This window comes from Singulisphaera chitinilytica (assembly GCF_049331405.1).
In the GTDB taxonomy this organism is placed as follows: domain Bacteria; phylum Planctomycetota; class Planctomycetia; order Isosphaerales; family Isosphaeraceae; genus PoT.
Genome location: NZ_CP186274.1, coordinates 2,132,494 through 2,150,147, shown reverse-complemented (window position 1 = coordinate 2,150,147; position 17,654 = coordinate 2,132,494). Strand labels below are relative to the sequence as shown.

Here is a 17,654-nt window from a genome sequence, read left to right as displayed (position 1 = left end):
TAGCCTCGGAGATGAGGCCGAGAGCGGCCCGGGCGAGGAACTGTCGACTTAACCCCGGGGGATGATTCCCGAGGCCGGCGCAAGCTGGCCGGGACCATATGCCATGAAAGTCTCCGCGAAGGCCGAGTATGCCTGTCTGGCGGTCCTGGCCCTGGCGAGGCAACGGCCCAGCGACCCCCCGATCCGGATCCGCGAGATCTCCGAGTCGCACGGCATCCCCGAACGCTATCTCGTGCAGATCCTCCTCCAGCTCAAGGGGGCCGGCCTGGTGACGAGCACCCGGGGCGCGGCGGGAGGCTATCGGCTGGCCCGCGAGGCGTCGGGAATCTCCCTGGGCGAGGTCCTGACCGCGATCGACGGGCCGGAAGGACCGCCGAGGACCGCCCTCGAGCCGGCGGCCCGGGTCCTGGCCAACGTCTGGGAAGACGTCCGAGCCGCCGAACGCTCCGTGCTCGACCGCACGACCATCGCCCAACTCGCCGATCGCACCTCGCCCGATGAATGGGTGATCTGACGCGCCGTCGGTGGTTGCCTTCTTGCTGATCGGCTCGCGAACAAGAACCGGCGGGCTATCCCACCTAGAGATAAAGGCGGGCAGCCCTTCGCCCGGTCAGGGTTCTTCCACCTCGAAAGGAGTCCGACGATCGCCGCTTCGAACTCTCCCGACGCCGCCGGACTCAACAGCCCTTATGGCGGTTCGCTGGTCGATCTGATCGTCGACGAGACGCGTGCCGCCGAGATGAAGGCCACGTCGAAGGACTTCGCGAGCCTGACCCTGGACGAGCGTGGACTCTGCGACCTCGAATTGCTGGCGGTTGGCAGCTTCTCGCCGCTCAAGGGGTTCCTGGGCAAGGCGGACTATGACCGCGTCGTGGCCGAAGGTCGGCTCGTCGACGGCACCCTCTGGCCCCTGCCCATCACCTTGCACGTCACGCCCGGTGACGGCGTCGAGGAAGGCCGGCCGATCGCCCTGCGGGACGTCTACGGCAACCTCCTCGCGTTTCTCCACGTCGAGGAGATCTTCGCCTACGACAAGCAGGCCGAGGCGAGGGGAGCCTATGGCTCGACCGACGCCAGGCATCCCTCCGTCGCCCAGTTGGAGCGGCAGGCGAGTCATTATGCCGCCGGGCGGCTGGAAGTCCTCCGCACGCCTCCCCACTTTGATTTCGTCGACCTCCGCAAGACGCCCCGGGAACTTCGCGAGCGATTCAAAGGGCTCGGCTGGTCGAAGGTCGTCGCCTTCCACATCCGCAACCCCCTGCACCGCGCCCAGGAAGAACTCACCAAGCGCGCGGCCGAGCAGGTCGGCGGCGGGCTCCTGATCCACCCGGTCGTCGGCATGACGAGGCCCGGCGACGTCGACCACTTCACCCGGGTTCGCTGCTATCGGGCCCTTGTGGATAACTACTACGAGAAGAACTCGGCCGTCCTGAGCCTCCTGCCGATGGCCACGCGCCTGGCGGGGCCGCGCGAGGTGCTCCTGCACGCGATCATCCGTCGCAACTACGGCTGCTCGCACCTGATCGTCGGGCACGACCATGCGGGAGCCGGCGTCGATAGCGGCGGCAAACCGTTCTATGCCCACGACGCCGCACAGGAAGTCTTGGCCGCGAATGCCGATGAGATCGGCGTGATGATGGTCGAGGCCCAGAGGCTGGTCTACCTGCCCGACGAGGGCCGCTACACACCGATCGAAGAGGTTCCGCCCGGTGCCGCGACGGCCGAGATCCACGGTGCCCAGGCTGTGGACGATTATCTCTCGAAGGGGCTCCAACTCCCCGAGTGGTTCACCCGTCCTGCGGTGGCCGAGATCCTCAACGAGACCCACCCGCCGAAGTTCCGCCAGGGCATGACCCTCTGGTTCACGGGGCTCTCGGGCTCGGGCAAGAGCACCGTGGCCCATGCCCTGGTCGAGCGCCTGGCCGAGTTCGGGCGGAATGTCTCGCTGCTCGATGGCGACGAGATCCGCACGCATCTCTCCAAGGGGTTGAGCTTCAGCAAGGAAGACCGCGACGCCAACATCAACCGCGTCGGGTATGTTGCGGGGTTGGTCGCGCAGCACGGCGGGACGACGCTCTGCTCGGTCATAAGCCCCTATCGCGAGACCCGCGACAACGCCCGCAGGATGTCGAAGGGGAACTTCGTCGAGGTCTTCTGCGACACGCCGATCGCCGTCTGCGAGCAGCGCGACGTGAAGGGCCTCTACGCCAAGGCCCGAGCCGGCGAGATCAAGGGATTCACGGGCGTCGATGATCCCTACGAGCCTCCGCTCAACCCCGAGGTCACCCTCGACACGAGCCGGCAAGGGGTGCAGGAGTGCGTCGATAAGATCATCGATGCCCTGCTGTCCCTGGGATACATCCTGCCCCACGGCCACATCTCGGGCTGAGGCAAGACGAAGGCTACTGACGAAAACAGCCGAGGCCGGGGGACTGTTGGGTCCCCCGGCCTCGGTTCATTTCTGCGATGGAAATCCAGATCTCAGGCCGACGCGACGATCGAGTCGAACACGCGGACGGTGCCCCAGTTGTCGCGGTTTTCTTCGATGAACTTCTTGTGCAGCGGGGCCTCCTGGTAGAGGTCGTGCGACGCCCGGGAGTCGAAGACGACGTGCAGGGCGACGTGGTAATCGACCACGTTCACCGGCCGGTTCAGCTCCGGCTCGAGCGTGCCGCACGCGAAGAAGACCACGCCGGGATGGTCGGCGAGGTAGGTCTTGCACGCGGTGACCATCTTCTCGATGCTGGCTTCGGAGGCATCTTTCAAGGTGAAGTACACGTTATGCGCGAGCATGCTCAAATCTCTCGGTTACTGGCGAACAGCCTGCGATCGGGCCTCGGCCCAAAATGCTAACACAGCCCAGACGGTGCCGGAAGTCTCGGCCCGCGATCAGAAATCGCCCGGATTCTCCGGGTTGGGCTCGAAATTCACCTTGCGCTCGACGAGGTAGAGCGGCCGGGATCGGACCTGTTCATAAATGCGGATCACGTATTCGCCGAGCACCGCGATCCCCAGGGCATTCATCGCCCCGAAGAAGCTCGAGACCATCGTGATCGAGGTCCAACCCGGGATCGCCAGCCCCGTAAACAGCTTGTGGTAGAGCGTGAAGGTCGCGAGCCCGAGGAAGACGGCCATCGACAGCGAGCCGATCGCGTAGAAGACCATCAGCGGGAAGGTCGAGAACGAGAAGATCGCACTCTTCGCCAGGCGGACGAGCCCGAACAACGACACCCGAGGCCGGTCGTCGTAGCGCTGGCCTCGTGCGACCTCCACGCCGGTCTGACGGAAGCCGACCCAGCTCCGCAGGCCGGCGAAGTAGCGGTCGCGGTCGAGCAGGCGGACGATCTCGTCGGCGACCCGGCGATCCATCAAGCCGAAGTTGCCGGCGTCGGATGGCATCGGGATCCGGGCGATCAGGTTCAGGAGTCGGTAGAAGAGGTGGAAGAGCAGGCGTTTGGGCGGGCTCTCCTTGCGGGCGGTCCGGATCGCGTAGACGACGTCGAAGCCCTCTTCCCACTTCTCGAGGAACCGGAGGATCGCCCTCGGGTCGTCCTGGAGGTCGGAGTCCATGACGATGACGACATTCCCGGCCGCATGCGAGAGCCCCGCCTGGAGTGCCGCCTGGTGGCCGAAGTTGCGCGAGAGGTGCAGGACACGGATTCGAGGATTCGCCGAGGCGAGCCGGTCGAGGATGGCGCCGCTGCCGTCGCGGGAGCCGTCGTCGACGAAGATCAACTCGGCGGGGGAGCCGCTGTCGGAGACGGCCGACTCGATCTCACGCGTGAGGGTGTCGAGGACATCCTTCTCATTGTAGACCGGCAGCACGATCGAGATCAGCGAAGGGATGCGTCCTCGCCCTGGGCTCGACCCGTGGCTCATCGCTTGAGCACTCCGACCAGCGAGAGCCCGACCGGCAGGCCGGTGGTCCGGATGAGGCCCCGCTCGATCCTCGCCAGGTTGATCAGCGTGTGGTTCACCGCCGGGGAGACCTTGGGGAACTCGGCCGACCCCCTCGCCCGCCCCATTCGCTCGAGGGTTCGCACGACGATCGCCGGCGGCAGTGTGAACGCATTCCAGGACGAGAGCCAGGTGACCCGAAGTCCCGCGGCCCCGGCGTGCTCGCGGAGGAGTTTGCGCGAGTAGCGGCGGTAGTGCCCGAGCATCCGATCCCAGGGGCCGAGGAGCGCCGGGATCGCGGGGACGGTCACGAGGATCCCCCCCTTCTCGTCGAGGATGTCTGACGCGTTCTTGAGCACCTTGACCGGATCGGCGACATGCTCAATCACATCGAGCAGGACGACGACGCGGGCGGGCCCGTTCTTCACGGGCCAGGGCTGCTCGAGGTCGTGGGTCTGGACGTCGTCGATGCCGAGGTGCTTGCAGTGCGCGACGGCCTCGGGCATCAGGTCGAAGCCGGAGACGTCGTAGCCGAGCTCTCGATAGGCCAGCAGATTCGCCCCTCCGCCGACGCCCCCTTCGACGAGGCGGGCCGACGGGGGGAAATAGCGACGCAGTAGCTCGAGGACGAGCTCGCGCTTGGCGACGTGCCACCAGTAGCCGCGCTCGACGGCGATCAACTCCTCGAGGTGCTTCGGATCCATCGTCGACCCTCGACCTCTCAGCCTGCGTTGGGAGAGTTCTCGAACGCGGCCCCCACCGTGTCGCGGATCGTCCGGGCATTCACCGGCTGGACGATGCCGCGCTCGGTGATGATCCCGGCGATCAGCTCGGCCGGCGTGACGTCGAAGGCCGGGTTGTAGACCGAGACCCCCGAGGGCGCGGTCTGCCGGCCCATGCCGTGCGTCACCTCGCTCGGGTCGCGCTGCTCGATCGGGATCCCCGAGCCGTCGGCGAGGGCCAGGTCGAACGTGCTCGACGGGGCGGCGACGTAGAAGGGAATTCCGTGGGCCTTCGCGAGCAGGGCCACGCCGTAAGTCCCGATCTTGTTGGCCGTGTCGCCGTTGGCGGCGATGCGGTCAGCGCCGACGACCACCATCTGGATCTTGCCTTCCTTCATGACCTGGGCGGCCATGTTGTCGCAGATCAAGGTCACGGAGACCCCTCGGCGTTGCAGCTCCCAGGCGGTCAGGCGAGCCCCCTGGAGCAAGGGCCGGGTCTCGTCGGCAAAAACGTGGACCTGCTTGCCGGCCTCGTCGGCCGCGAAGATCACGGCGAGCGCGGTGCCGTAGTCGGCCGTGGCCAGGCCGCCGGCGTTGCAATGCGTGAGGATGCCGTTGCCCGATGTGACGAGCTCGGCGCCGAAGCGTCCGATCGAACGGCACATGGCCTTATCCTCGGCCGCGATCTCGTGGGCCTCGGCGAGGACTCGTTCGAGCAGATCCGCTGACGAAATATCCTTCGAGGCCTCGACGACCCGGTCAATCCGGTCGCAGGCCCAGAAGAGGTTCACCGCGGTCGGGCGGCTGGTGCGGAGGTAGGCCGTGGCTTCGCCGATGGCCTGCCGGATCTCGGTCGCAGGCTGGCCCTTCGCCTTCTGGGCGCCGAGTACGGCGCCGTAGCCGGCGGCGATGCCGATGGCCGGGGCGCCCCGGACGCGCAGGGAGCGGATGGCCTCCCAGACGGTCGGGACGTCATGGCAATCGATGCGGAGGAACTCGGTCGGCAGGCGCGTCTGATCGATCAGGCGGAGGAATCCTTCCTCCGCACCGCCGACCCAGTTCAGGGTTTCCAACGACGACGTGTCGCTGCTTGGACTCACAGGTCGTCATCCTCTTCGTCTTCTTCGTCGGCATCCGACTCTTCGGGATCGACCCAGGTGTAGAACTCCGAGTAGATCTCCCAGATGCTGCGGATCGCGTGCTTCAGGTCACCCGGCTTGACCGGGGGATGCTGGCCCGAGAAGCCGGCGACTTCGGTCGCGACCTTCAGGAGCTCGACGTTCTGGCGTCGCATCTCCAGGAAGATCTGGCTCTGGGTGTCGAGCTCGAGGGCCTCTTCGAGCGCCTCCTCGACTTCGTGGGAGTGGTCGTGATCGTGGCCGTTGTCCAGCTCGCTCTCGCTCATCGTCTGTCTCCTCCAGGGCTAAGGACCCGTCGGTCCCGGTTTCGTTACGACTTCGGCGGCGATGCCCCGGCGTCGGGATCGTTTCCCGCGCCGGGGCCGCCTGTTTCATCCAGCCTAAGCATTCCAGGGGGTAAACGGGAGCCCGAACGTCGAGGCCACCGCCTCATTCGTCACGCGCCCTTGATGGACGTTGACCCCCTCGGCCACGCCCGGCGAGCTGGCGGCCACCTGGCGCCAGCCATGCTTGGCCATCTGCATCACGTAAGGCAGGGTGACGTTGCAGAGGGCGTAGGTGCTGGTGCGTCCCACGGCCCCCGGCATGTTCGTCACGCAGTAGTGGACCACGCCGTCGACGACGTAGGTCGGCTCGCGGTGGGTGGTGGGGCGGCTCGTCTCGATGCAGCCCCCCTGGTCGATCGCCACGTCCACGATCACCGCGCCCGGCTTCATCCGGCCGAGGTCCTCGCGACGGACCAGCCGAGGGGCCCTCGCCCCGGTGACGAGCACCGCGCCGACGACGAGGTCGGCCCGCTCGACCGACTCCAGGATCATGTGACGATCGGAATAGAGCGTCGTCACGTTGGGGGGCATGATGTCGTCGAGGTAGCGGAGCCGGTCGAGGTTGACGTCGAGAAGCCGGACGTTCGCCCCGAGGCCCGCCGCGACCTTCGCCGCGTTCGCCCCCACGACGCCGCCGCCGAGGATGGCGACCTCCGCCGGCGCGACGCCCGGCACCCCCGCCAGCAAGATCCCGCGCCCTTCCTGGGGGCGTTCAAGATACTTGGCCCCTTCCTGGATGCTCATCCGCCCCGCCACCTCGCTCATGGGGGTGAGGAGGGGGAGCGTCCCCTTCGCGTCGCGGATCGTCTCATAGGCGATCGCGGTGATCCCGCTGTTGACGATGGCGCGGGTCAGCGCCTCGTCGGCCGCGAAGTGGAAGTAGGTGAAGACGATCTGGCCGTCCTTGAGCAGCGGCCATTCGGACTTCTGCGGCTCCTTCACCTTCACGATCATGTCGGCCTGGGACCAGATCCCGGCGGCGTCCGCCACGATCTCGGCCCCTGCCGCGATGTAGGCGGAATCCGGGATGCCGCTCCCATGCCCGGCATTCGCCTCGACCAGAACCTTGTGTCCCGCCGCGGTTAGCTCCTCGGCGCCGACGGGGAGCAGGGAGACCCTGTACTCGTCGCCCTTAACCTCTTTGGGGACCCCAACGATCATCGGCTTCACTCCTCGAGGCTCCGGCGCCTGCCCTTCGCGCGATCCGCTCGTGCTCTGATCAGAAAGGTTCCCAATTCCAACAAGGCCGGAGCCGTACGGACGTTCGAATTCGATCCGACACGACCCGAACGTCAACGGGGACCGGGCCATGAGCCTCGATCCCTGGGAAATTCGGGCCGAAGGAACCGAATCCATTCTCGGCCGGGGTCAACCTATCGGCAACTCTCGACGGATCCACCCATCGACGGCCCTTCATTCGATCAGAGCCGGTCGGGCGATGCAAGAGAAGCCGACGCCTTCGAAAAATTCGGCCCGTCCAAGTCAAAACGACCCCGGGCTCGCCGGGAGCCGGGGTCGAGAATTGACGCGGAGAGGGCCGATTCTCCGGCGGGGCGAGCGAGGATGGGTCGGCCTCGAGGAGGAAGCCGACCCTCATCTCGTCTCGGGTCGCGGAGTTCCGGCGGCAGTCAGCGGCGAAGGCTGAAAATCAGGCCTTCGGGAGACGAGGGGGCTTCTCGCGGGTGCCGCGCCAGTCGTCGAGCAGCTTCTTGAGCTCTTCGACGGTGACGTTGCCGTGGTCGTCGCCCGAATTCCAGCGGTCCATGATCGCCTTGTGGCGCTCGCGGAGGACGCCCTTCGGCAGGAACTTGCCGTGGAATTTCTTGAGGACCTTGAGGCGAGGATCGGCGGGCTTGCGGACCTCGGTCGCGGGCTCCGCATTCGCTTCAGTCGTGGTGGCCGTGGCCGCATCTTTCGCCATCGAAACTCTCCCTGACCTTCCCCAAACTCGACGAGCCGAGAAAAAGCAACGACCTCGGGACGGACCCGAGGCCTGCACAAGATCGAAGCATTTTAATCGAAGCGACCCCCGCATGGCAAGGATCGCCATCGCGTATACTCGAACGAGTGGCGTCCGTCAATCATTCCGAGTCGGAAGACGACTGAGCCCGGACCACGACGCGATCCGATTTCGGGCTCGCGCTGGCCACCACTTTGTGCCAGGAATGCCAGGCCCGGTCAAGCTCGCGGACGTCGGCGAGGCCGTAATTCGCCCGGGTCGCCACGTCCCAGCCACTCTTCAGGCCGTCCTTGACGAACTTGAGGAATCTGGGGCGGCCCCCCATCTCGATGAGGAATCGGGAGATCGAGTAACCCTGGCCGTAGAAGCCCATGAGGTCGCTCGGATACTCCTCGACCCGGAAGAGGCGGGACAAGGGCATGTCGCCGCGCTTGGCCAGGAGATTTTCGGCGATCTGGTCATGCCGCTGCCGCTCGCGGAGGTCTTCGCTCAGGAGCGAGGCCCCCTCGTCGGCCCAGCGCGGCATCGGGCCGCCGAAGTAGGCGGCGAAGATCGTGTGCGTGACCTCGTGCGGGAGCGCGGAGGCGAGGATTCGGTCCAGCCGCCCCTCGACGGTCATGTCCTGGTCCGAGACACGTCCCCGGTGGAATCCGAACGAGGTCAGGCCGCCGGCCTCGCCTCGCGTCAGCTTGACTTTGATCGGGCACGGGGTCGACCAGGCCGGCAGTTCCTTCCCCAGCCACTCCCTGGCGATGGACGAGCGGCAGGCCTCGGCGTGATCGGCGACACGCTTGGCCACCTCGGCGGTCTGGGCCTCGACCACGAAGTTCGCGGTCCGGTGCGAGGCACCCGTCAGGATTGGCAACAGCGCCAGGGTAAGCCCGGCCAGGCACCAACGTGCGGGCGCGGGGCGAACGCGACGAGCCTCCATGCTCTCAGCTCCTCCGTGCGCAGCGATTTCGGAGAAAGGGGAAGGGCCATCCCGGCACCCCCCCGGTGCATCCATCGGCGCCGCCCTCGCCTCAACTGGTCACGAAGGACCTGTCGGCTCGGCTCGAGCGGCGGCGGACTTTAGCAAATCCTTAAAATCGTGTCCTCCCCGATTGTCACGATTTCGAGATCGGCCGTTTCAAGCAGGAGAACCCGAACATGCCTAATGATCTTCGCGAGGCCTGGCTTCGGACTTGATCCGAAATCTCGGATCAGGCCCGCGTCGAAGTCTCGAGATCCGCGCGACGCCCGTTCGACTTCGCCGAGGATTCGGGAAGCATGCCGACGGCCTCGATGGCTTCGATCACCCGGCTGGCGGCGTCGGCGTCGAGCGAGCGCAAGGGGGCGGGGAGCATCCGGTCGAGGAGCCCTCGGTGTCGGCACATGACCTCGAGGCAGGCGAGCATCGGCCCGAGGCCGGTCGCCCTCGCCAGGCGGGCGAACTGAGACTGGAGCCGGAAGGCCCGCTCGGCGTCCCCTGCCCTGGCGGCATCCCAGAGCGCCACCGCGATCTCGGGGAAGGCATTCGCGAGGCTGATGACGAAGCCGTCGGAACCGAGCTCGGTGGAGAGGCCGACGAGGTCGTTGCCGTGGAGGTAGCTGTAGTTCTGGCGCCTGCGTTCCTCGACCGGCCAGTCGATCGAGCGGTTGATGCCGGTCCAAACGTCCTTGCAGCCCACGATCCTGGGGTGGTCGGCGAGCTGGCGCAGCTGCGGGAACCCGAGTTGGTTGCAGACCCAGGGGGCGTTGTAGATGACGAGCGGCTTGGAGAGCCTATCCGCGATCTGCTGGAAGTAGTCGACCACCTCGGCGACGGCCATCGGCTGGTACCAGGGGGGCAACGCCGCGTAGTAGTCATAAGGGAGGTCGTCGAACCGTCGGGCGTGCTCGAGGGTCCGCTCGACCCCCTGCTCGGAGACGTTCAGGACGAGCGGGAGCCGGCCGGCGGCCTTCGTCGCCACGATCTCCGCAACCTGGCGCTGGCGGTCGACGGGGATCATCTCGAACCGGGCGGTGGTGCCGAGGACCCAGAGCCCGTGGACTCCGCCCTCGATCTGGAACTCGACGAGCCTGGCGAGAGACTCCGTGTCGATCGCCTCCCCGGCCAGGAGGGGGGTCGGCAGCGGAGGGACGATTCCGTGGAGGCGAGGAAGGGGCATCGAGAGGGACTCCGAAAAGCGATCGGACGCCTTGCAACGAGCCGGGGGATGCCCGCTGACAACCCGAACGGTGGAATTTTACGCGGGTCGATCAATCGAGGCGCCGGGTCTCCCTCGACCCGACAGCCTCGACATTCATTAATGAATGAGTCGCGGATCGCCGTCGATCCGCGAAGGACGAGTTCTCGAGAACCGTGAAGGCCTCGTTCATGAATTCCATCGTTTGTGTACGATAATAGTTAGGGCCGGGGCACAGACGGAATCCGAGTGTTCCAGGATGTCGGAATATGCGCCGGCCGCCAATTGTTTCCGTCGGATTCCCGTAACGCAACGCCCTGGTCGGATCGATTCTTTCCCTTCTCCCCCACGGGCCTCGCTCTCGCCTGAAGGCAGGCCGAAACGTGTGGTCTCGCCCGGCGCGAGAAAGTCTCGAAGAAATCAGTAATGCCCCGCCCCCTTCCCGGCCGATCCCTACGTTGGGGGATAAGACGGAGCAAGCGCGGAACCCTCGCATCGAGCCCCCACGCCCGTTCTCGATCGCCTCAAATCAGGCCGCGGCCTCGGACAAACCCCTCTCGTCGGGTTTCCGAGCGGCCCGCGACCAGAGCGCACGGAGGAGGAAATCCGAATGGCCACCGCACGACTGCGCGTGTTCCCTCGCCCGGAAGAAGACGCCCACGAGGAAGAGCACGTCCCCGCCATTCCGATCCGGCTCGTGGATCTGTATCCTCTGCTCGCGCAAGCCTATCGCGACAATTACGTCTGGCTGCGCGACTTCGAGGAAGACCAACTCCTGGTCACCAAAGACCTTTACGAAGTCATTCGGGCCTTCTCGAACTGCCGTCCTTCGGCCTGATTTGGCAAGCCCGTCCCGGTCGAAGCTGCCGGGAAGGGCTCCGACCATGGCGATTCCGGGAGATTGACCTTGTTGGCGACCCGCTCAGGTTCTACCCTAGGCGGGGTCGAAACCTGCCGCCGTTCGAGCGGCCAGGGGCTCTCGGACCATCGCTGATGAACACCCCGCACGCTCAAGACGCGTTCACCATCGAAATCCACGGTGAGTTGACGCTGATCTCGGCAACGCCCGCGCTCGAGCGGCTGGAATTCGGGCTCGAGGAGCAGGCGGCCGCCCTGATCATGGAACCCCTTCGCCACCAGGATAATCCCCTCGTCGTTTTCGACCTCAGCCGGGTCGATTACTTCGGGTCGATGTTCCTGGCGCTGCTCTTGCGGTGCTGGAAGCTCGTCCAGGCACGAGGCGGGATGATGGCCCTCGCCGGGGTCTCGGCTCATGCCCGAGAACTCTTGCGGGTGACATCGCTCGATATCGTCTGGCCGATCTATTCCTCGCGCGGGGAAGCCATGGAAGCGCTGCTGGCGGATTGACCGATTCATCAATGAAGCTCGGTCGATCGGGTCCCGCGGACGGGTGGCCCGGGTCGACCTCGTTGCTCGACGAAGTGGAACGCCCAAGCTCGCGTGGCCGTCTCTCCGCGTCTCGTCCCGCAAATACGCATTCACTACCCGTTGACAGTGCCGAGTGCGTGTTCGATGATGAGGATAGGAGCCGTATTGAGCGGGCCCTCTCTGCCTATCATCGCGGAGCGCAATGTTCGCTGGAGCGAGCATGGGTATCTCTGACCGCGAATACTATCGAGACGAGACGAGTGGATCGGGCTGGTTCTCCGGCGTCGCGCCGGCATGCAAAACCATCATCCTGATCAACGTCATCGTTTTTCTTCTGACCAACTCAAATGCCCATTCTCCCCTTGAGAGAATGCTCGAAGCGAGAAGCTTTGAGATTTTTCGCCAGGGTCATGTTTGGCAACTCCTCACCGCAACATTCTTGCACGCCAACTTCTCTCACATCCTTTGGAACATGCTGTTCCTCTGGTTCGTGGGCCGCGAGATGGAATCCTTCTACGGCACCATCAATTTCACCGCGCTTTATCTTAGCGCAGGAATAATCAGCACCCTGGGATGGGCGATAGCTGATTATTTTCTCATCTCTCATTATGTCCAACATTTCCCAATGGTTGGGGCATCAGGGGCGGTGATGTCAATCGTCGTCCTGTATGCTCTTTATTATCCGCATCGGGAAATGCTCCTCTTTTTCGTTTTACCTGTTCAGACGTGGCTAGTTGTTGTTCTCTTCCTGTCTCGTGATGCCTGGGAATTCTTGACCCGCGGTTCGATGGGCGGTCCTGGAACTGCTGTCGCTGCACATCTCACGGGTGCTACGTACGGCTACCTCTACAAACATTTCGACCTCCGCTGGACGCGACTAATCAGCGGTCGCGTTGGGCGCCCGAAGCTCCGGGTGATTATGCCCGAGCCTCGTGAAAAGCCCTCGGTCCGTCAATCCGGGCCGACCTGGTCGCCCGACCCCGCGACGGCGTCGAAGCCTTCGGGTACGGCGGTCGTCACCGAGGAACAGCTCGACGCCAGACTTGATGAGGTCCTGGCCAAGATCGCTCGCGAAGGTCGGGGCAAGCTCACCGAGGAAGAGAACCGCTTCCTGCAAGAGGCCAGCCGACGCGCCCAGAACCGTCGGAGTGATCGGATTTGAGCCCTCCTCCCACGGGCCCGCTTTTGATCCGAGACGCGCGGCCCGGAGACTGCGAGACCATCGTCTCGTTCAACTCCAGGCTCGCCGAGGAGACCGAGGGGAAGCGGCTGGACATCGATATTCTCACGCGTGGAGTCACCGTTGCCCTGAACGAGCCGAACCGGCTCCGATACTGGGTGGCGGAGATCGGCGAGGGGGGCCCGGTCGTCGGCCAGGCCGCGATCAGTCTCGAGTGGAGCGACTGGCGGAACGGCTGGCTCTGGTGGTTCCAGAGCGTCTACGTCCATGCCGACTATCGCTCTCAAGGCGTTTTCCGGGCCCTCTACCGGCACATCCGCGAGATCGCCCTGGCGTCGGACGACGTCATCGGCCTTCGCCTCTATGTCGAGGTTGAGAACCAACGAGCCCAGTCGACCTACGCGGCGCTCGGGATGCGGCCCGGCGGCTATCACGTTTACGAAGAGCTCTGGCTCGAGCGCTCGAAGGCGTCATCCGAGGATTCGAGCCGGGCCTGATCGGATCGTGCTCTTTCCTCAAGGCTCATTCGAACGGCGATTCCTCGCCCTTCGGTCCGAGCCAGAGGCGGATGATCCCTTCATGGTCGCTGGTCGCCAGGCTGTCTCCCGAGGGGGAGAAGGCCACGGCGTTCACGCGCTGGGAGTGGCCGGAGAGGAGCAAGGTGACGAGCCCGGTCGACGGGTCGCAGAGGCGGACCTTGGTGTCGCCGCAGCCGGTGGCGAGGGTCTGGCCGTCGGGCGAGTAGGCGATGCCGAAGATCTCGGCGTCGGCCCCCTTGAACGACTTCTCCTGCTCCCACTTCTCCGTGTCCCAGAGGGTGATATATCCGCGGTCGTCCCCCGAGGCGAGGAACTTGCCGTTGGGCGAGAACGAGAGCGCGGTATGCCGGTTCGGGCAAGGGATCGACTTCACCTCGCTTCCCCCGATGAGTCGCGTCACCCGGATCGTGCGATCGTCGCCCGAGGAGACAAGCAGCGAGCCCGAACGGTCGAAAGCAAGGGCCCGGACGGCCTGGGTGTGTCTGTTGTGGATCCAGTGCTGCTCCAGGCTGTTAACCTCCCAGACTCGCACGCTGTTGTCGGAGCCGGCTGAGGCCACGTAACGGCCATCGGGCGAGAAGGTCACGGCCCGGATTCGATCCTCATGCCCCTTCAATTCGGCGATCTGGTCCCCCTCGGGGAGTCTCCAGAGCCTGACCGTATTGTCGAACCCCGCGCTCGCCACGATCTGCCCCCCCCGCGCAACGGCCACCGAGCTGACGAGGGAATCATGCCCGCGCAAGACCCCCATGGCCTTGCCGGTCCGAGGGTTCCAGAGCCGGATCAATGCATCGTCGCCCGAGGAGAGGAGGGTATTGCCGTCATCCGAGTAAGCCAGGCCCCAGACCTCCCCCGAGTGTCCCGGGAGTGCCAATGACGGCTCGGGCCGTTCGATGATGTGCCAGCTGCGGATCCGCCCGTCGTCGCCGCCGAAGAAGACGGACCTCTCGGTGCGGTCGAAGAGAACGTTCCCGCGATCGCGCAGCCGATCCGGGAATTGGTCCGCCTTGCTACCGGTCGCCAGTTCCCAGAGCGTCAGCGGGACATCGAGGCGACGGACGGCCAGCAACCCTCCCCGACCCGAGGGCGAGGCGAACCCGAAGTTCCCGGGACTCCCCTGGTTCGAGAGGTGCCAGGGCCGGAGCTCGCCTGGCTGGTCCGGGCTCGACATGCCGCCCGCGGCCTGCTTCTTCTCACCGACGTTCGTCCCTCGCGAGGCGGCGATCGAGACGGCGTTCGCGATCGGCAGTAAGGCCATCTCCCGTCCCGTCTCGGCCTCCCAGCGCGTGATCCCTTGCGCCGTGGCCGTCAGGATGGACTCGCTGTCCGGGGTGAAGGTGATGGCGCGAAGGCCCTTGCCGCGGCTCGAAATGGACGGACCCAAGGTGCGGACGATCTCGTGGGTGTGGGCGTCCCGCTGCTCGATGATGCCCTTCTCCGTGGCCGAGATGAGCCAACGCCCATCCGGCGAGTAGGCGATGGCATCGACGGCGATGCCGCCCGGTTTGAGCCGGATCGCGTCGAGGCCGTGGCTCAGGTCCCAGAAGCGCAGCTCGCCCTTCGACTCACCCCCCTTGCCGACCACCATGGCGAGCTCGGAGTCGCCGGGTGCGAAGGCGATGGAGATGATTCCTCCCTCTATCTCAGGCAACTCGAGCCTTTTATCCCCGGTCTTCACGTCCCAGAACGCAGCCTGATCACCGGAGGTCGCCCCCGAAGTCCAGGAGACGACGGAGGAGCCATCATGCGAGAAGGCCACGCCCGCGATGGATGTCCGATGCGCGCGTTCGTTCGAGAGCTGTCTCCAGTTGGGGAGGTCCCAGAGGATGAGGGTGCCGTCGTAATCTCCCGAGGCGAGGATCTTGCCGTTGGGAGAAAGCGCCATGCAGTAGACCGGCGAGGCGTGGCCGAAGAGGGTCGAGAGTTTCCGGTGGCAGAGCCGGTGGAGGTAGTTCCACTCGAACCCGCGGGCATCGGCCTCGCCGGGGCGTGACCGGAGTCCCTCGAGGATCTCCTGGGCGAACTCGAGGCGGCCGGACGAGGCCTCTTCCTGGGCGCGCCTCATCTGCGAGCCGTAGAGGAATCGTCGCGTCGACCACTCGTGATGCTGGGCCTTGAGGCGCTCCTCATTGGCGGCCTGGGCGTGCTTCTCGGCCAACCTCAGGGCGAATTCCACCTCGCGGGTGTGCTGGCGGAGCAGGCGATACCGCCACGAGATCGCGGCGCCCAGCAACGCGCCACCGATCAGCACGGCCGTGATCATCATCATCGCGGCCGTCTGGTGCCGCCAGCCCCACTTGACCAGGCGGTCTCGGAGGCGGGGTGGGCGTGCGAGGATGGCACGACGTTCCACGAACCGCAGCAGGTCGGCCGCCAGGGCGTTGGCGGTCGGATACCGCTCGGCCCGATCCTTGGACATCGCCTTCAGGACGATCGTCTCGAGGTCGCGCGGGATCGCCGGGTCGATGTGGCGCGGGGGCTTCGGCTCGTCCTCGACGATCCGGCGGATCAACTGGAGGCGGTCATCCTCCGCGAAGGCCGGTCGCCTCGTGATCATCTCGTAGAGGGTCGCACCCAGCGAATAGACGTCCGTGCGATGGTCGATCACCCCTTTGGGGTTCAGGACTTGCTCGGGGCTCATGTAGCGGAGGGTGCCCAGCATGTCTCCCGAGGCGGTCAGCTCCGCATCCCCGGGGATCCGAGCCAGGCCGAAGTCGGCGATCCAGAGCCAACCCGAGTCGTCGATCAGGATGTTGGATGGCTTCACGTCCCGGTGCAGGATCCCCTGCTCGTGGGCGAACTGGAGCGCCTCGGCCGCCTGACGCCCCAGTTCCGCCATCGCGCGGAACGAGGACCTCGTGCGGCTCGACTGCTTCAGTTTCAGGAGCGTCGTCCTGGTCCGGCCGAGCCCGGTGTCGTCGAGGTCCGCCCCGGGCGAGTCGTCCCTTGGGCTCGGGATCGACGGGTCGGACGAGAAGTTGATCAGCGTCTTGTCGAGCGCGAACTTGAAGGCCGAGTTGGCGCCCGGGTCGACCCCGTCCGCGCCCTGGCCGCGGATCAATTCGGCGAGCGTCCGGCCGTCGATCAACTGCATGGCGAAGTAGTGGATCCCCGAGTCGAAGCCGACATTATAGACGGGGACGATGTGGGGGTGCTGGAGGCAGGCCGCGGCCTGGGCCTCGATGTGGAACCTCCTCAGGCGGCGAGGGTCGGCCGCCGAGATGGTCGGCAGGATCTTCAGGGCGACGCGACGGTTCAGCGAGATCTGGAGCGCCTCGTAGACGATCCCCATGCCGCCGCGGCCCAGGACCCGGATCGTCTGGTAGTCTCCCACTCGGACGATCGACTCCGCAACTTCCCGGGGATTCGCCGATCCATCCTCGTCGTCGGCCAGGCGCGTCAGCATTTGCAGGGCCGGGAGGATCCGACGCAGGGTCGTCCCTCGGTCCGGATTCTCGGCGATATATCGTTCGAAATCGACCTGCTCCGACCGCTGCAAGCGGTCGACCAGGTCGGCGACCCACTCCGCGTTGGAGAGGGCGTCGAGCGAGATCAGGTCGCCGCCATCCAGCCCGTTCATGACATTGGCGCGTCCGAAGAAGGGTCGAGTCGCGTGGAGATCTGATTCAAGGCGCGGAAATGGCGCATCTTCACCGCGCTCACGCCCAGGCCCAGCTTGAGGGCGATCTCCGGGAACGAGAGCCCGTGGACGTACCGCAGCTCGAGGACTTCGCGATCCGAGGGGGGGAGGCCCTGGAGCACGGAGAGGATCCGGCTGCGTTCCTCATTCTTCTCGGCGTGTTGGCTGGGGCTCGTCCCCGGATCGACGGGCATGGCGAAGGCGGCCGGTTCTCCGGTCGCCGCACCCGGGTCGAGGGGGGCCTGCTCGCGTAGGAGACTCCGCTTGGCGGAACGCAGGTGATCGCGGTGGAGTTTGCTGAGGCGTTGCTTCGCGAATTGCTGGAGCCAGGGATAGAACCGGATCGGGCGGGTCCGGGCGTAGTCGGAGAACCCTCGATAGGCGTCGGCGAAGACATCCTGGACCACGTCCGAGGCATCGACGCGCGAGGCCAGGCGGCGATCGAGCCGCGCGACGACCATGCCGCGGATCTGGCGTCGATAGCGTTCGAGCAGGCTCTGACAATCCCGATCGATTTCCGTATCGGTCTTACCCAGGGCCTTACCTTGCGAGGCCTCGTCCGACGTCAGCATCGCGATGAAACTCCTCGGCGGGCCCTGCGGAGGGCGAAACGCCTCAGTATCAGTTCAATGCCTTTGCTCGGTTCCATGAGCCACGTTCAATGCTTCTCTTCGACGATGATCCGAAGTCTTGC

The 17,654-nt window shown here is 65.7% G+C and carries 17 protein-coding genes; 6 read left to right on the top strand and 11 right to left on the bottom strand.

The genetic code is table 11. The annotated features are described in order from the left end of the window. Positions 1-103: 103 nt before the first annotated feature. Together ACOYYX_RS08760 and ACOYYX_RS08755 are read left to right on the top strand one after the other, a co-directional pair. Positions 104-514 (top strand): RrF2 family transcriptional regulator, encoded by a 411-nt coding sequence (locus ACOYYX_RS08760; protein ID WP_422929552.1) that lies wholly within the window; start codon positions 104-106, stop codon positions 512-514. A gap of 225 nt (positions 515-739) precedes the next feature. Then, positions 740-2,389: a bifunctional sulfate adenylyltransferase/adenylylsulfate kinase gene (locus tag ACOYYX_RS08755; RefSeq protein WP_422929551.1), complete on the top strand. Its 1,650-nt coding sequence runs from the start codon at positions 740-742 to the stop codon at positions 2,387-2,389. A gap of 92 nt (positions 2,390-2,481) precedes the next feature. Here ACOYYX_RS08755 and ACOYYX_RS08750 read toward each other — a convergent pair whose 3' ends face one another. The 9 genes from ACOYYX_RS08750 to ACOYYX_RS08710 form a co-directional block, all read right to left on the bottom strand. Further along, entirely contained in the window at positions 2,482-2,793 is a 312-nt protein-coding gene (locus ACOYYX_RS08750; protein ID WP_422929550.1) for a Dabb family protein, read from the bottom strand. Positions 2,794-2,889: 96 nt separating this feature from the next. Continuing rightward, positions 2,890-3,879 (bottom strand): glycosyltransferase family 2 protein, encoded by a 990-nt coding sequence (locus ACOYYX_RS08745; RefSeq protein ID WP_422929549.1) that lies wholly within the window; start codon positions 3,877-3,879, stop codon positions 2,890-2,892. Then, positions 3,876-4,601: a class I SAM-dependent methyltransferase gene (locus tag ACOYYX_RS08740; RefSeq protein ID WP_422929548.1), complete on the bottom strand. Its 726-nt coding sequence runs from the start codon at positions 4,599-4,601 to the stop codon at positions 3,876-3,878. Before ACOYYX_RS08740 ends, ACOYYX_RS08745 begins: the two co-directional genes overlap by 4 nt. Before the next feature lie 17 nt (positions 4,602-4,618). Continuing rightward, entirely contained in the window at positions 4,619-5,719 is a 1,101-nt protein-coding gene (gene mtnA, locus ACOYYX_RS08735) for an S-methyl-5-thioribose-1-phosphate isomerase (RefSeq protein WP_422929547.1), read from the bottom strand. Then, positions 5,716-6,024 (bottom strand): hypothetical protein, encoded by a 309-nt coding sequence (locus tag ACOYYX_RS08730; RefSeq protein ID WP_422929546.1) that lies wholly within the window; start codon positions 6,022-6,024, stop codon positions 5,716-5,718. The genes mtnA and ACOYYX_RS08730 overlap by 4 nt, the downstream gene beginning before the upstream one ends. A gap of 114 nt (positions 6,025-6,138) precedes the next feature. Then, positions 6,139-7,245 carry an alanine dehydrogenase gene (ald, locus tag ACOYYX_RS08725; protein WP_422929545.1) on the bottom strand — a complete coding sequence of 369 codons (1,107 nt, stop codon included), beginning with the start codon at positions 7,243-7,245 and terminating at the stop codon, positions 6,139-6,141. Between the two features lie 487 nt (positions 7,246-7,732). Further along, positions 7,733-8,005: a hypothetical protein gene (locus tag ACOYYX_RS08720; RefSeq protein WP_422929544.1), complete on the bottom strand. Its 273-nt coding sequence runs from the start codon at positions 8,003-8,005 to the stop codon at positions 7,733-7,735. A gap of 160 nt (positions 8,006-8,165) precedes the next feature. Beyond that, positions 8,166-8,975, bottom strand: coding sequence for a hypothetical protein (locus ACOYYX_RS08715; protein WP_422929543.1), 810 nt, complete (start codon positions 8,973-8,975; stop codon positions 8,166-8,168). Positions 8,976-9,246: 271 nt separating this feature from the next. Beyond that, positions 9,247-10,194: a dihydrodipicolinate synthase family protein gene (locus tag ACOYYX_RS08710; RefSeq protein ID WP_422929542.1), complete on the bottom strand. Its 948-nt coding sequence runs from the start codon at positions 10,192-10,194 to the stop codon at positions 9,247-9,249. A gap of 628 nt (positions 10,195-10,822) precedes the next feature. Between ACOYYX_RS08710 and ACOYYX_RS08705 the strand changes: the two genes are divergently transcribed. The 4 genes from ACOYYX_RS08705 to ACOYYX_RS08690 all read left to right on the top strand — a co-directional run bounded on the left by ACOYYX_RS08705 (position 10,823) and on the right by ACOYYX_RS08690 (position 13,278). Continuing rightward, positions 10,823-11,050, top strand: a complete 228-nt coding sequence (locus tag ACOYYX_RS08705) for a hypothetical protein (RefSeq protein WP_422929541.1) — start codon at positions 10,823-10,825, stop codon at positions 11,048-11,050. Positions 11,051-11,205: 155 nt separating this feature from the next. Further along, positions 11,206-11,580, top strand: coding sequence for an STAS domain-containing protein (locus ACOYYX_RS08700; protein ID WP_422929540.1), 375 nt, complete (start codon positions 11,206-11,208; stop codon positions 11,578-11,580). 241 nt (positions 11,581-11,821) lie between these two features. Next, positions 11,822-12,763, top strand: a complete 942-nt coding sequence (locus ACOYYX_RS08695; protein ID WP_422929539.1) for a rhomboid family intramembrane serine protease — start codon at positions 11,822-11,824, stop codon at positions 12,761-12,763. After that, on the top strand, positions 12,760-13,278 hold the full coding sequence (locus ACOYYX_RS08690) for a GNAT family N-acetyltransferase (protein ID WP_422929538.1): 519 nt from the start codon (positions 12,760-12,762) through the stop codon (positions 13,276-13,278). Before ACOYYX_RS08695 ends, ACOYYX_RS08690 begins: the two co-directional genes overlap by 4 nt. 25 nt (positions 13,279-13,303) lie before the next feature. Here the strand turns inward: ACOYYX_RS08690 and ACOYYX_RS08685 are convergent, their stop codons facing one another. Both ACOYYX_RS08685 and ACOYYX_RS08680 read right to left on the bottom strand, forming a co-directional pair. Continuing rightward, positions 13,304-16,900, bottom strand: a complete 3,597-nt coding sequence (locus ACOYYX_RS08685) for a protein kinase domain-containing protein (RefSeq protein WP_422929537.1) — start codon at positions 16,898-16,900, stop codon at positions 13,304-13,306. Continuing rightward, positions 16,897-17,532 carry a sigma-70 family RNA polymerase sigma factor gene (locus ACOYYX_RS08680; RefSeq protein ID WP_422929536.1) on the bottom strand — a complete coding sequence of 212 codons (636 nt, stop codon included), beginning with the start codon at positions 17,530-17,532 and terminating at the stop codon, positions 16,897-16,899. Before ACOYYX_RS08680 ends, ACOYYX_RS08685 begins: the two co-directional genes overlap by 4 nt. Between the last annotated feature and the right edge of the window lie 122 nt (positions 17,533-17,654).

Coding starts and splice junctions, on each gene's coding strand:
- ACOYYX_RS08760 (WP_422929552.1), top strand. CDS start 104: ATGAAAGTCTCCGCGAAGGCCGAGTATGCCTGTCTGGCGGTCCTGGCC.
- ACOYYX_RS08755 (WP_422929551.1), top strand. CDS start 740: ATGAAGGCCACGTCGAAGGACTTCGCGAGCCTGACCCTGGACGAGCGT.
- ACOYYX_RS08750 (WP_422929550.1), bottom strand. CDS start 2,793: ATGCTCGCGCATAACGTGTACTTCACCTTGAAAGATGCCTCCGAAGCC.
- ACOYYX_RS08745 (WP_422929549.1), bottom strand. CDS start 3,879: ATGAGCCACGGGTCGAGCCCAGGGCGAGGACGCATCCCTTCGCTGATC.
- ACOYYX_RS08740 (WP_422929548.1), bottom strand. CDS start 4,601: ATGGATCCGAAGCACCTCGAGGAGTTGATCGCCGTCGAGCGCGGCTAC.
- ACOYYX_RS08730 (WP_422929546.1), bottom strand. CDS start 6,024: ATGAGCGAGAGCGAGCTGGACAACGGCCACGATCACGACCACTCCCAC.
- ald (WP_422929545.1), bottom strand. CDS start 7,245: ATGATCGTTGGGGTCCCCAAAGAGGTTAAGGGCGACGAGTACAGGGTC.
- ACOYYX_RS08720 (WP_422929544.1), bottom strand. CDS start 8,005: ATGGCGAAAGATGCGGCCACGGCCACCACGACTGAAGCGAATGCGGAG.
- ACOYYX_RS08715 (WP_422929543.1), bottom strand. CDS start 8,975: ATGGAGGCTCGTCGCGTTCGCCCCGCGCCCGCACGTTGGTGCCTGGCC.
- ACOYYX_RS08710 (WP_422929542.1), bottom strand. CDS start 10,194: ATGCCCCTTCCTCGCCTCCACGGAATCGTCCCTCCGCTGCCGACCCCC.
- ACOYYX_RS08705 (WP_422929541.1), top strand. CDS start 10,823: ATGGCCACCGCACGACTGCGCGTGTTCCCTCGCCCGGAAGAAGACGCC.
- ACOYYX_RS08700 (WP_422929540.1), top strand. CDS start 11,206: ATGAACACCCCGCACGCTCAAGACGCGTTCACCATCGAAATCCACGGT.
- ACOYYX_RS08695 (WP_422929539.1), top strand. CDS start 11,822: ATGGGTATCTCTGACCGCGAATACTATCGAGACGAGACGAGTGGATCG.
- ACOYYX_RS08685 (WP_422929537.1), bottom strand. CDS start 16,900: ATGAACGGGCTGGATGGCGGCGACCTGATCTCGCTCGACGCCCTCTCC.
- ACOYYX_RS08680 (WP_422929536.1), bottom strand. CDS start 17,532: ATGCTGACGTCGGACGAGGCCTCGCAAGGTAAGGCCCTGGGTAAGACC.